The organism is Bacteroidota bacterium, from assembly GCA_016711505.1.
Lineage (GTDB): Bacteria > Bacteroidota > Bacteroidia > AKYH767-A > 2013-40CM-41-45 > JADKIH01.
In genome coordinates this window covers 89,489-104,486 of the sequence record JADJSV010000017.1, presented here as the reverse complement: position 1 = coordinate 104,486, position 14,998 = coordinate 89,489, and the positions used below count along the sequence as shown (strand labels likewise).

At 37.1% G+C, this 14,998-nt stretch carries 8 protein-coding genes; 4 read left to right on the top strand and 4 right to left on the bottom strand.

Annotated features, from left to right (window positions below; translation table 11 throughout):
- Positions 1-2: 2 nt before the first annotated feature.
- The 3 genes from IPL24_14065 (at position 3) to IPL24_14055 (ending at position 4,932) form a co-directional block, all read left to right on the top strand.
- Positions 3-617, top strand: coding sequence for a hypothetical protein (locus IPL24_14065; GenBank protein MBK8364737.1), 615 nt, complete (start codon positions 3-5; stop codon positions 615-617).
- Between the two features lie 16 nt (positions 618-633).
- Positions 634-1,653: a PorT family protein gene (locus IPL24_14060; protein ID MBK8364736.1), complete on the top strand. Its 1,020-nt coding sequence runs from the start codon at positions 634-636 to the stop codon at positions 1,651-1,653.
- 363 nt (positions 1,654-2,016) lie between these two features.
- Complete coding sequence (locus IPL24_14055) at positions 2,017-4,932, top strand: SBBP repeat-containing protein (GenBank protein MBK8364735.1); 2,916 nt, start codon at positions 2,017-2,019, stop codon at positions 4,930-4,932.
- A gap of 69 nt (positions 4,933-5,001) precedes the next feature.
- Here IPL24_14055 and IPL24_14050 read toward each other — a convergent pair whose 3' ends face one another.
- Both IPL24_14050 and IPL24_14045 read right to left on the bottom strand, forming a co-directional pair.
- On the bottom strand, positions 5,002-5,556 hold the full coding sequence (locus tag IPL24_14050) for a hypothetical protein (GenBank protein ID MBK8364734.1): 555 nt from the start codon (positions 5,554-5,556) through the stop codon (positions 5,002-5,004).
- 137 nt (positions 5,557-5,693) lie between these two features.
- Complete coding sequence (locus IPL24_14045) at positions 5,694-9,695, bottom strand: CotH kinase family protein (protein MBK8364733.1); 4,002 nt, start codon at positions 9,693-9,695, stop codon at positions 5,694-5,696.
- A gap of 228 nt (positions 9,696-9,923) precedes the next feature.
- Between IPL24_14045 and IPL24_14040 the strand changes: the two genes are divergently transcribed.
- Entirely contained in the window at positions 9,924-11,273 is a 1,350-nt protein-coding gene (locus IPL24_14040) for a SpoIIE family protein phosphatase (protein ID MBK8364732.1), read from the top strand.
- A gap of 3 nt (positions 11,274-11,276) precedes the next feature.
- On the opposite strand, the gene IPL24_14035 is transcribed toward IPL24_14040, so the two are convergent.
- Both IPL24_14035 and IPL24_14030 read right to left on the bottom strand, forming a co-directional pair.
- Positions 11,277-12,947, bottom strand: a complete 1,671-nt coding sequence (locus IPL24_14035; protein MBK8364731.1) for a DUF4139 domain-containing protein — start codon at positions 12,945-12,947, stop codon at positions 11,277-11,279.
- Positions 12,948-13,592: 645 nt separating this feature from the next.
- A complete protein-coding gene (locus IPL24_14030) occupies positions 13,593-14,801 on the bottom strand; it encodes a T9SS type A sorting domain-containing protein (GenBank protein ID MBK8364730.1) in 1,209 nt (402 codons plus the stop codon).
- Positions 14,802-14,998: the final 197 nt, after the last annotated feature.

Below are 14,998 nucleotides of genomic sequence, written 5' to 3'. Positions count from 1 at the left end.
CAATGGATGCCAATAATGAATTTGATAAGCTGATTAAAGATAAGCTGGCAAAGGGCACTCAGCAGGTTCCTTCTGAATTGAAGGCAGCTATTGAAAGCAGACTTGTCAAAGAAGGCTTAATTAAAAAAGGATCAGGTAATAACAGGAAATGGCTTTTCTTTTCCCTTTCTGTTATTGCAATACTTGCTATTCTTGCAGGCGGGTATAATTATGTCAACAAGACTTCAATTGTTGAGTCGGGACCTTCAAAGATTGAATCAAATGAGGTTTCAATGTTGGCCGGTAGTTCAAAAAATACAGAATCAAAGATTACGGATAATTCCGAAGTAGAATTGAGTAAGGAGAACGAAACAAATTTGTCAAAAATAGATGATGATAAAGAAATAAAAAGTTCTTCAATTCCTGAATCTGAAACCGGTGAAGAAAAAAGTGAATTGAAACCAAAAGCAACGGAAGTGTTGTCTATTAAAAATGATGTAAAAAAGTCGTCATCTGATTTAGCAGATAGCAAGCCTGATGAAATGAAATCTGCATTACAAAAATCGAATAATTCCGGTGCAAAAAATCTTGTAAAGTCAAAAGAAAAGTCTGACAAAAAAACTTTCCGGAAAGAATAGTCATCAAACTTCTGTTTTGGAAACCAACAATGAAACAAAAGCAAGTGATGAAAGCCTGATAGCATCCAGAAATAATATTTCCGGAGAAAGTAAGATCAGTGACAAGAACCGCAGCCAGGTTTCAGAATCAGTTTCAGATGATAATGTTGAAAAAGGCAAAGAAGAGTCACAAAATATTCTTCCTGTTTCTGAAGTGAATTCTTCCGTGGGAAAAGATTTGAGTGATGCCAAAAGAGATTCAACAATTGATGCCAGTCAGCCGAATGAGACAGTGGCGCCACTTGCTCAGACAAATGAAAATGTAGCGAACACTGAAAAAGTAAAATCGGATTCTTTGTTTTCTGATAGTCTTAATACAGAAAGTAAAATTTCAGCTGTACCTGCTAATGATTCTTTAAAAACAGACAGTACTTTTTCATCACGATTTGCGGTGGAAATTTTTGCCGGACTTCAGTTCACCATGAAGCAAGGTCTTGCAACTTCGGGATCATCAGGCGGAACTTCCGGCACAAAGAATTCGGAATTAATTGCAGGATTGAAATTGAATTATTTCATAAACAACTTTACTCTGGGTGCAGGAGTGAATATTTCAAAACATAGTTCGCAAGTTCCTACTGTTTACACAACTTTTTACCAGGATACTTCAAGTATTTTGATACCGGTTTCCCTGGCAGCAACCTTTAAAACGGATTATTCCATTATTGATATACCTATTCTTATAGGCTATAATTTTCAGATGAATAAATTTGCCATCCATGTGGAAAGCGGAATTTCATTTTCCCTGATTTCAAGTGCAACTTCAGTTCTGTCAATTGATAATTCGAATTATGTGATCAACAATTTCAATTCAATTTCAACTGAGAAAAGTTACACTAATTATGTTGGTCAGGTTAGTTTTCTTTATTCACTCAGTCGCAAATTTCAGTTAATGGTGCAACCATCCTTTAATTATGGGCTCACCGGCGTTTTCAAGCAGCTGCCTGACGAAAAGATCAATGTTTTTTCATTGAAAGCAGGGCTAAGGTTTAAATTTTAAAAAAAAACGAAGAATTTTATTTAAAAAATCCCAGGCAACCTTTTAAAATCACTTCGTATTATTTATGTAAACCATCAAAGATTAAGTCATAACAGGTTTACATTAATAAAAATAATAGTAAAATGATTTCTCTACCCTAATTGTATTTTTTGCCGTCGTTTGCGTGAGAGCGGATTTTTCGATGGCTTGCTTTGGTCCGTTTTAATTGAGTCGTCCCCCTTCATTCAATTAAAATGTTAATTGGTTATTTTCTTTGTTGTTCGTGTAAGTTTTCCTGAAAGGATGTGGTTTAACGCTGCATCCTTTTTTTAATTAATAATTATTCATTATTAATTACCTTCGTACTATTCTAACCCTGATTTTATGAAGACAAATTACCGGAAATATCCGCATGCAATATTAATTTTAATATTCATTTTTCTAACCGTTGATTCCAATTCGCAATCATTACCACAAGAATGGCTTGCAACATTTCACGGGCAAGGAAAAAATCCGGATCGCATTGCTAAGATAAAAGCAGATTCTCAAGGGAATGTTGTGGTCTCCGGTTATGCGCAAAATTCAAATCATTCACAGGATATTTTTGCACTGAAATATAATGCTCAAGGCGATACGCTTTGGGAATATTATTTTGATGGGACACTAAGTGAAGAAGATTTTGTAACAGACATGGAAGTCGATGCTTCCGGAAATGTTTATCTGACTGGAAGTGCAACCGGCACAAGTTACCTTGATCAATGTGTAACAATAAAATTAAATTCCAATGGCATTATGCAATGGGAGAGTCTGTATAATTTGCCGGGAAACCGTGAAAGTCAGCCAAATGGAATTGCAGTAGATAGTTCCGGCAACGTTTACATTACCGGATGGTATAATGCTTTCAATAATTCAAGAGATGGAATAACTATTAAATACAATCCTTTAGGTCAGATCGAATGGGTTGATCTGATGAATACAACAGGAAACAGATATGAAGAAGATCGTGATATTGTTATTGACGCAAATCAACAAGCAATTATTTGTGGTTTTATTTATGATACTTCAACAGCAGGGGGATTGAATGTTTTTGTGAAAAAATATACTACTTCAGGATTAGAAGAATGGATGCAGACTTATACTAATCCATCCTTTTTAGGCGGTGACAAAGGTGAAGTAATAAGGATAGCTTCAAATGGAAATATTATTGTTGGTGGACAATCTGCAAATGGAACTATTACGTCAACTGATGTTCTTGCACTTTCATATTCACCAACCGGTGTTCAACAGTGGGCAACGATCTATTCAGATTCTACAACAACTTTCGATGAGCAGTTTTATTCAATGGCACTTGATCCGTCAGGTAACGTATACATTGCAGGAACAGATTTTCTTCATCAACTGGTTTATAGGATTGATGCAAATGGCTCAATGGCATGGAGAAAGTCCTGGAGTTCGCCGGTGAATAATTTCAATACCATTCCCTTTGATATAGCAACTGATGAAGTCGGCGGAATCTATACTGTTGGAAAAGGAATTTATCCCGGACCAAATCATTTCGGAAATGGCGGACTTGATAATTTAAATGTAGTTAAATACTCAGCTGCAGGTGATTCATTATGGACTTATCGTTTAACAAGTAATACAGATGTTTCAATTGGATTTTCAATTGACGTGCACGACGGGAATGTTTATGCAGGAGGTTTTAAAGCAGACACTGCCTATGTTGACGAGAATTTTTTCACTTCTGTTCTGGATACTTCCGGAACGATTGTAAATGAATGGGAGTTCAGTGGAATTGGAAATACAATTATGAGAGGACAGTTTGTTCGTACTGATGCCACAAACAATGTTTACTGCGCCGGAACAATTGACAGACTTTATTCTAATGGACTTGATGTAGCGATTGTAAAATATGATCCTGCCGGAAATTTATTGTGGGAGAAGTACTATACTACACCGGGTTGGAGAAATGATACACTGACAGGAATGGATCTTGATCAGAATGGAAATCTTATCCTAAGCATATCTTCAGACACGAATGCAACAAGAACAGGCTATCAGCCAACGTTGGTTAAAATGTCAGTTGCAGGAAATTTTCTTGATACTATCTGGTATAACAATGTTAGTACAGGAGTTCAGTTTGCAAATTCTATGCTTGTAAGAACTGATGGTAGTGTCGTTCTATGTGGCACCGCATCAATATCCGGCGGGTATCTGGCATACTTTGACGATCAGTTGAATCATCAATGGACTGCACTAATTGATTCAACTCCATCTGCAATTACAAAAGTAAATAGTGTTTCATCTTTTCCGAATGGTGACATTGCAGTTGTTGGATATTCTCAAACCGGACCGGGAACCACAGGTAAATTAGTTGCAAAACGGTTTGATATTTCCGGAAACAGATTGTGGTCTGTTGAAATTGATTCAGCCGGAGTTGCTGACGAAGGAAAAGATATTGCAGTGAATGGAATTGGACTGGTAGCTGTAACCGGTTCATCAGGTGCAGCAACAGTTGTAGCTGTAATTGATGGTGCAACAGGAAATTTGCTTTGGCGAACGATCTATAATCCTACAGCGTCAAGCACTGAATATGGCGTGAAGGTTCGGTATGGTCCCGGAAATTCAATTACAATTATTAGTCGTGGCTGGTCCGGTTTTGTTGCAAGATATTTCACAGCAAGTTTCCACACAATTACGGGAAGTATCCTTTGGAGCAGCAGCTATGATCAGACAGCAAGTGACAGAGAACCTTTAGAGCTGATTGTCGAATCAACAGGAAGAGTTGTAACAGCCGGCTGGCGAATAGATGGTGCTACGACAAATTATGATTATGTATTAGTTGGTTATACTTCTGCAGGAGTACAGGAGTTTGAAAATATTTATACTACGCCGAATTTCAATCCTGACAGATTATATTCATTAACGAGTGATCAGGCCGGTGATTTTATTGTTACGGGAGAGAGCGCAACAGAATTTTTAAATAATTTCCTGTATCAAATGGTCACAATTAAATTTGGAGGAACAGTTGTAGATGTAAATGAAATGGACCTGAAATCAGAAGTTATTGTTTTTCCAAATCCTTCTGCTGCCGGAAAATATTTATTGATTGACAGATCAGGTTTTGATTCGATCTCAGGTGCAAAAGTATTTGATAGTTCAGGCAGAACGATTAAAGATATTTCTTACGTAGATTTAAGAGGAGAAATTAATTTGTCAAATTATACAGATGGATTGTATCTATTACAATATTTCAGAAATGATGTTCCTGAAGAAACAATCAAATTGATAAAAAAATAAAATATAATTTTTGCAATAATTTTGCACGGCCCTTAAGGGCCGTGCAAAAATTATTGCAAAAATTATATTTTATTTTTTTAGGGGAGCTCCTACTGCAACAGAACAGTCATGTCCCGGTTGTCCATGAGGAGGATTCATTCCGGCAGGTGTTGGACCGGCAGCTGCAGGACTAACTACCGGAGTAGTCTGGATCTGAGGTGAAGATGAACTTGGAGTAATCGTCGGACTTGTACTATTTATCGTTGGAGTTGTTGGAGTAATTGAAGGAGTTGCTGTCGTTTGTTTATTTGCAGGAGAACTCAATGGAGCACCAACGGCAATGTCGCAACGATGTCCCGGTTGACCATGAGCCGGATTCATTCCTGCTGCAGTTGCAGTTGCAGCTGGAGCGGCTGTTGTCGGAGTTGTTACCGGAGCAGAACTAATAGCAGGTTGCGTTGAATTTATTTCAAGAGGTTGCCCGGGAGTTTGCATTTGTGTGCTATCTGTAGTTGCAACTTCAGATTGAACAGTAGGTTGTTCAGTGGCTACAGTTTCTGATTCTGATTCTGTTTTTTTATCGCTTCCGCAACTTTGAAATATGACAATTCCGATTGCACCGGCAATAACTATTAGTTTTTTCATTGGGTTGATTTTTTTTGGAGTAAGGAATGAATAGAAATTGCCTATTTTGAATTGGTCCCTCAAAGATAATGAAACAATTTTATCCTGTAATACCTCATGAAATTACTTATATAACCCTATTTCAGCCTCAATCAAAATTACAGCCGCAAGCTCACATACTTTGCATTCAGGGTTGTTTCGTTTTGATTGATAGAAACGAAATAAATCCCTTCCGCAAGCATTGAAAGATCGATCGTAGAACTTCCATCATTAGATATTATAATGGATTTGACGAAAACTATTTTTCCTTCAACATTGGAAATAGTCAGGTCAGCAGGTCCCTCCAGCAATTCCTGAGAAGAGAATGTAATCCCGGTTCCTGCTGAAGGATTCGGGAAAATAGAGACCAGCTGATCGCATGGTTCAGATAAAATAGTTGCTGTAACTTCCAAAGGCGTGCTTTTACAGCTGATTCCCGCCTGAACAAAATATGCTGTCGTCTGACTTAGATCTGGTGTAACAAACACATTTCCTGTTGCGAGAATATTTCCACGAGGAGAACTAAGCCATGAAACAGAATCGTTTGATGCGACTGATAACATAACACTACCTGTACCACAGCGGCTTGCTGAATTTACCTCACTTATTGTTGCAAAAGGTTTTTCGGAAACATGTCTTATCAATGAACTTGCAGAGCATCCATCAACAGATACTTCTACTGAATAGTCGCCCGGTTGTGATGTAATATAAAGTTCTGCATTTGCTCCCGGAATAATATTCTGATCTTGTTTCCACTGATAAATATATTCAGAAAAATCTGTTGCATTTAATTGCAACGTACTTCCAATACAAAGAACCGAATCTCCGGAAATTAAAATTTCAGTCATAAGATTCGAAGTAAATTCCGCTCCGGGTGAGCCTCCAAAACATCCTTTATACCAGTTGTTACCATTATTTATATCGCCAAACGGATCAAGCAATTCACATGTGTATCCCAATCCATCTGCTTCTGCAGGCCAGGGCGATTGATCATTGTAATTGATCACCACAAAAATAGAATCCTTATAATCATAAATCCTGATCTCTTCTCCGCTATTGCTTAAATTGTATCCGAGTTCACCTATGAGGTTTGTTACATCAGGATAAGCTTCGCGGAACTCATGTGTATTTTCAGGAATTACCAGATAACCGCCGGGAGAAAGAACCGTTCCTGAAGGAAAAACATATTTGTGATTCTCCTGGTCATCAGCAACCTTCCATCCTGAAATATCCAGAGAAGAAGTTCCGTAATTATGTAATTCAATCCAGTCGTCTGCATCAATTTCAGGTGATGAATTGTAATTTATTTCACTTATTGTAAGATCTGCGGGAGCAGGACTTCCTGTAAAATATGCTACAATATTATCGTCTGAAGTAAAATTATATGTGACTCTTTGATTGTTATTACCTGCAGGAATAGCACCTGATGTCCAATGGTCGAATGTAAATCCCGGATTTGGTATCGCTGTAATCGTAACAGGATTTCCATTGAAATATATTCCTGACCAGGGATAAACAGAAGGTGTAACAGTACTGATTTCAATTCTTCCAGAACCGACAGGAAGTGTATTGATCGTTAACAATACATCAGAAGTAAGATTGAATTCATCTCTGATAAAATTTCTTGTGATGGCAGGACGCTGAATTGCAAAATTCATCATGTTTTCAATTCGTCCATTCCAGGCTGTTGTATCACTTCCCCATTTTGCAAAATGTGCAACCATATCAAAAGCCATAGAATCTTTGAATTGTTTCATTACGTTTTCTACGTTTGCAGGAAGATATACTGTATTCATCAGATCAGCATATCTGTTAATGAAATAATTTTTAAAAACCGGATTGTCAAGAAGGGCATCAAAGATCTCTGAATTGTGATTCGGAGCGGGAGAAGTTGGATAGCGAGCCATTTGCAGTCGATTATCGTTAACAGATCCCTTAAGTCCAAAGCCATAATCTGTATCGATCAACATGTATTTCCATTTTCCACCTTCGATTTTAGGTTTCCAGAGCTTGATGTTGTTTGTCCATTCTCCCAGCCAGTCACCATTGTTATAATATGTTTCTGCAATAAAATAGTCGGCAAAATTTTTCAGATCAAGTTCTTCATCCATTTCATCATAAAAATCGTTTGATACCGGAGAAGTAGATGTTGCATAGTTATACATATCGATAAAAGAATCATCGCTACCTTCATTTAATATAATATTCTGACCTTCTATTTCAAGATAATTAATTTCATCTTCTTCAAAACCAAAATTAGATTTTACCCAATTTTGATTATGCTTTTCATTGAACTGATAGATTCCCCAGAACTCACCATTTAAAAACATAACAACAGGCTCGGCTCCAACATATCCACTATATGTGTTTTTCATCAACCGTTGCATCAAAGCATCTCTGAAGTGGACTACATTCCAGTCAGTACCGGCATTCCGTAGAACAAAGCGGTCGAATTCCGTAACATAAGGTTTGTCAGAAAGGAATGGGTAGACTAATTCACTTGTGCCATAACGGTCACTGAGTTTTATTTCGAAACTTTTCTGCGGTTTATAGCGCGAGTAATTTCCATAGATTTCAATTTCAGCATTTGTAGAGAAAATTTTATTTTTTGACTTGTCAAAATATTCAATGCTTGCCGGCTTCTGCCAGTTTTGCCAGAAGTTCGCGCCGAAATATGGAGAAACTGTATCCGCATTCGGTCCAAGCACATAAATTCCTGAATTATAATCCCACAAATTCAAAGAGTCAGTTGTAATACAAAATGCAGGGAGATGAAAATCCTGGCCAATGATGTATGTATTTGTGATCGTATTGCTGGGTAATAATCCGGGAGCAAAAACAGTTGCACGAATTGAAGTAGTCGATGAGACATTGATCGGCAGGGAATATGTAAGACTTGATGATGCCGGTTCGTCACCGTTAGTTGTATATTTAATTGTTGCACCGGTCTGTCCTGTAATCAGATTTAAGTTTTGTGCCGACGAATAATATCCGGATGCTAATGTAAAGACCGGAGCAGAAGCATATCCGGAATAACATACCGAAGAATTGTTTTCTTCTGCAGGTGTAGGAGCATCCATATAACAGAGAGTTGAACTGCCATCAGGAATTCTGCCATAAGAATTATCGTTTCGTAATTCCGGATAAGTGATCTGATCCACAATATTTCCTGAAGGATCGAAGAGATAAATTGTTTCTCCGGTTTTACCTAGTTTAAATTTAGCATTGTAATATGAGGATGGTGTTGATTGAAACCATGCAGGAGTAGGGGAGTAGATAGAAACCGGATTCTTAATTCCAAAAATCAAATATGGATTTGATGAAAGATCAGTTTGAATTGCAAATGCATCATGTGTTTCAACTGTGAGAACATTTGTACCATGAATCAATATTGATTTGATAAATGCAGGATTCAGATAAAAGGAGTCAGCGGGCAGTCCAAGATACATTTGAGCTTCATGAGCACTTTTAGCAAGTGCATTCCATTGAGGACGTGATCCGGTACCGGCCATATTTGCTCTGGCAATCTCAACTCCATTCAGGTATGCAACAAAGCCATCATCATAATCCATAAAAAAGATAGCGTTCAAAATTTCAGAAGTGTCAGCAATGAAACTCTTCCGCATAAAAACGGATGCTGTGGGTGGAATCATAGTTCCATCATCAAAATCGCCAAATCCAAACCCGCCATTTCCCGTTGACCATGTTATGTCATCATAATCGAGATTTCTCCAATTGGTATCAATTGCTGTACTGCCTAAAACATATTTCCAATCTGAATGTGCATCTACAGCCATTTCATAATGATCAACAACAGCATTGCTGTTTGAATCAGAAGCAAAAATCAGAATACTATTTCCGGCAGCAAGTTCATGTGATATGAATTTAAACTGATAAGGTGAATTTAAATCATCTGTTAATCCATAACCAGCGAGGTCAAAAGGAGTACCGCCATTATTGAACAATTCGATCCAGTCGGAATATTTACCGTCAGAATTTTGAATTGTAGTAACATTTGAAGGGCAGATTTCATTAATGACTATCTGACCATTTATCAATGGTAAATTGGAAAAAAGTGCAATCAGGCAACAAAATGCCAGTTTCAAACGGTGTGTGTACATGGAAATAGAGCATAATGACTATGCTTTTTTTATTTGTCGAGGGGCAAATTTATTCCTTTAAGACCGAATTAAAAACTTGACAATGAACTAAATGGCGGACGACTGAAATTGCTTGGTGAAAGTTAAAAACCTTTGATTTTTATTAAATTTTATAGTTGATCATTTCTGTTATATTCGCATTGTCCAATGTTTATTTAATTGGTTTAAGCAAATCGATTTTATTAAAAGATGAATCCTCAAAAAGATATTGTAATTAAGTCAAGAAAGAAATTGCTGACTTTCGTTTTGCTCCTTTCACTTTATCTGACATATGAATTCTGTATAAACATATATGATAATATTTCAGAACATTCAGGTTCTATAGTAAAATTGATTTACAGTTCTATTATTAATCTGATTTTGGCTGTCATATCCGGAATGGTTGCCGGCTTATGTATTAAACGTCTGACAGATTCAGGTCCCGGATTAGTAATAAATAGTATGGGAATTCTTGATAACTCAGGTTTGGTTTCGGCTGGAATGGTTTTCTGGTCTGATGTAGTAGAAGTTAATACCAGTAAAGTAGTTTTTTCAGATTGTATTATTATCAAAGTGAAAAATCCGAAACGCTACATTTCAAATCAGAAGAATTTTTTTAAAAGGATATGGCTTGAGCAGGAATATAAAAGAAACGGATCTCCGATAAATATTTCTATTAGTGGTTTACAATTTAAGTTTAATGATTTGTTTCGGATAATTCAGGACAGATATCTGTCAAATCAGGTCGATACCCGTACTTATGAATTAAAAAAAGAAAAAGACAATATTCAGCGGGAGAAAAGAGAGTTAGTCGATTCAATAAATTATGCCAAACGGATACAGACGGCTTTATTGCCTTCATCGAATGTTATACAGAACAGGATAGGAGAAAATTTTATTTTGTATCTGCCCAAAGATATTGTTTCAGGTGATTTCTATTGGGTAGAAACAGTTGGTGACTGGGTGTTTTTTGCGGTATGTGATTGCACAGGTCACGGAGTACCGGGAGCTTTGATCAATATTGTTTGTAACAATGCTTTGAACCGTGCAATAAAAGAATACGGCATAACTTCGCCGGCCAAAATACTTGATAAGGTCGCTGAATTAATAGTAGAAAGTATCGGGCTCGATGGCGAAGTAAAAGATGGAATGGATGCAAGCATCTGTTCTTTCAATAAATCTACACGTGAACTTTATTGGTCCGGTGCCAATATTCCATTGTGGATAGCACGTACAGGAATCGTGTATGAATTAATTGAACATCGACCCGACAAGCAAGCAATTGGATTAACTGAAAACCGCATTCCTTTTACAGAACACAAAATTGAAATCCAAAAAGGCGATATTCTTTATCTTGCCAGTGATGGTTATGCTGATCAGTTTGGAGGAGACAACGGAAAAAAGCTGACCCGGAAAAAATTCAAAGAATTGTTGCTGCTGCAAAGAGGAAAATCGTTGCAGCAACAACAAATAAATTTACTGAATTTTCATAACGAGTATAAAGCCAAAGGTGATCAGATAGATGATATACTTGTTATGGGAATAAGGATTGAATCTTAGAGACTAATACATGCCTATTGGTCTGTCCTTATTATATGTGACATCATAGGAGAAAGTGAGCGTCTTTTGATCTTTCGGATTCATATTCAGATTCCATTTCAAAAGTCCGGTTGTAGAATTATAATCAGCTGTTCCTTTATCTTTCATTTCAATTTTAATTTCTGAAATTTGCGAGATCGGAATCTGATCTTCGATAATAAGGTTAAGTATTTTTGATTTGTTGTTCTTCAATCGAAGTTGATAATTAACAGTTTTGGTAATATCGTTACCTAGAAGTTTATTACTTTCTTTTCCCGGAAGTTTAGTTCGTGTAATAGTAATGTCATTGTCTCTTCCGAAAGCGAGATCGAGAGTATCATTGATTACTGCAGGATTCAGAACAGTTTCGCCTACATAGGTACCTTCATAAAATACATTTGCTGATCCCGGAAGGAGATTTAAGTTTTCCCAACCTGTAACTTTCGCCAATAAAAATGCTTCGCTTTCAATTTTTGGAACCAGATAGTGATAGTATGTTGCAGGTAAATCGCTTGTCTTGATTGAAACTACATGAGATGCTCCATCAGATGGTATACTGTAAGGTAAATTTATTTCAAAAATAACATTTGCCATTGTTTCTACAAGTTGAGAGTAGTGAGCTGCAGATTGAGCAGGTGAAAGTTGATCCATGTCTTTCTTGGCAGCATCAAGTGCTATTTCATTCATTGTAGAATTTTCAGAAGATCCGGCTCTTGCTCCAGTAGGGATCTTTACTTCTCTGTTAGCGGTATAATAACTGACATACCAGGTTGGCAATACCGGTTTGATGTTGCTGCGATTCGGATTTGAAGTACTTAGTTTGAGTTTCACATCTTTCCAGTCCTCACCTGAATTCTGGAAAACATTTGCTTTGTATGTAAGCTGTACCGGAGCTGTAGCGGTAGTTGAACGCAGATCGTAGGATGGAATCCATCCTGCATTTGAAACCATATAACTTACATCTACTGTTGCATTCACTGCGGTTTCACAACTTACTGTTACGATCACCTGGTGGATCGGTTCATACACTTTTTTTGGTTGTTCACTGTTCTTATACGTTCTAAGATCTGTCAATCGCGCATTTACAAGAGTCGTTGCCGTTGCATTTTTTTGTTCATCTCTTTTGATCTTGTTAAGTTGTGCATTAATGTCATTTAATTTTAATCTGAAAAATTCCATCGCTTGTTTTAATATTGGTAATGAGTCACTCTTTCCTTCTCCATTCGATAATTTATTTTTCATGATCATATCCTTCTCCATTTGCAAAGCGGTCCTGCGGTCTGTAAGTTCTTCTCTTCTGAAACCGATTTCGACTAACGAATCTTCAAGAAGTTTTATTTCTCTTACAACCTCTTTCGGTAGACTTTCATCTACCGGTTGAACCGGTTCAGGATATTTAATATTGTGTCGAACTTCCGTTACTATAAAATCCCCTTTACCGCCGGCCTGAACACTCGTTGGTTTTATCTGTGGTGAGATTCCCTGAAAAACAAGATCAGTAACTCCGGGAGAAAGTGGAACAGAAGTTGAACGGAATACCTGAGCTCCCTGAGTGAAGACAGTTACATTTTTTACAACGGACTTGACAATTTTTTCATTCGACGCTTTTGCGGAAAGGGCAATACAAAGTACTGCCAAAAGAAATGAATTTTTCATTTTTAGCTGTGTTAGAAGTTTGAATTTTTGGTAAGTTGAAGGAAAATTTCCTTCATTAAAAATTCAGATTACAACTACAGTGCCATTTTTTATTTTGCTGGTAAGAGTGGAGAGAAATTATTTCCCGCAGATCTTGCGGATCACGCCGATTTAGCGCAGGAAAAAAATAATCTGCGAGAGATCTGCGAGTTCCGCGAGATCTGCGGGAAAAAATTTAAGCGCATTATTTTTTCCCGCAGATCTCGCCGATAACGCAGATTTAACGCAGAAAAATTCAGTTATAAAACAAGTTCTTATTAAAAAAATCTGCGAGAGATCTGCGAGTTCCGCGAGATCTGCGGGAAAAACTTAAGCGCAATATTTTTCCCCACAGATCTCACAGATACGCAGATTTAACGCAGAAAAAATTCAGTTACAAAACAAGTTCTTATTAAAAAAAATCTGCGAGAGATCTGCGAGTTCCGCGAGATCTGCGGGAAAACGCGCACCCCCCAGATCTCACGATTTAACGCAGAAAAAATTCAGTTACAAAACAAGTTCTTATTAAAAAAAATCTGCGCAGAATCTGCGAGCTCCGCGAGATCTGCGGGAAATATTTAAGCGCAATATTTTTCCCCGCAGATCATATTGTATAGCTTATAATCTTTACTCAACAATAAATTTAAACGATTGATTCGTATCCTTAGAATACATTTTAAGAAAATATATTCCTTTACTTAACTTACCCGATTCTTTTGTGAAATGATTTATTTCGTTAGCAGTGGCTTTGTATTCACATAAATTGATGAGCTGACCCATTGAATTAAAAATGTCGAACCGAATATTTGTTGCTGTGCCATTTAACCATTCCAACGACAAAGTTTGCTTCGAATTATTATACTGAAATTTTGCATTTGATGAATTCACATGCAAATTTGTAATCTGGGTACTTACATCAAGCATATATAGATCTCTATAAAACGTAGTAAAATTCCATCCTGTTGATAGGTAGATATTGTTGCCAAATGCAAATCCGGTTGGCCATGCTCTTCCTCCAGGATTAAATGAAGCCAATGGCCTCCAATAATCTAATGTCGGATCATATTCATAGACATCATCGTATGTCGTTGTGAAAGATGATTGACCTAATCCGACATATCCTTTTGTAAGACTTGAGAATGATGCAGCACATTGTCTCGCACTTCCCGGGAAGGATGATCGTTGTGTCCATGAAGTTAATACAGGATCAAATTCCCATAGATCATTCATTTCTGATACCTGAGCTCCTCCACCTACATAACCCTTATTGCCAACAGCGAAAGCATAGGGCCAGGATCTGAATCCACCTGCAAATAATGGTAAGGGTGACCATGAATTTGTTATTGGATCATACTTAAAGAAATCAGAATAGATAAAAGAACTGTCGTCACCACAACCAACATATCCTTTTTCATCGATTGAAAATGCACATCCACCTGCACGTTTGCCGGTTGGGAAATCTGCTTTTTGTGTCCATGAATCAATGGCAGGATCATATTCCCAAAGGGAATTGTAATAAATGAAATTCGGACCGTTTCCGCCACATAGATAACCTTTGCCATTTGCAACAAATCCCATTGCAAACATGGTTATGCCTTGAGGAATCGAAGATTTTGGAATCCATCCGTCAGTAGTCGGATCATATTCCAAAAGATCAGAATGACCATTTCCACCTACCATGTAGCATTTGTTTCCGATAACCCAACTTACTGCTCCATCACGAGCGGCTAAATTTCCGGGTAAACCGTTTTTTTGAACCCATTGAGAAAATGCATTGCCGGCGAACAGGCAGAGTGCGATTAGCGATACTAAAATTTTGTTTTTTTCTGCTTTCATTTTATATTTTTTCGTTGAAATTGAAATTTATAAAGCAGTTTGTCAATAAATTCTGAGGAGGTAACAATAATTCTTGACGACTGATCACTGTTGTTGTTTAGTTAATCATATCGGCAAGGTTTGCTGTTCGTTTTATGAAAATGGTATTTTGTCATATAGAAAATGTCATTCATCTAAATTACTTAAGCGTGACACAT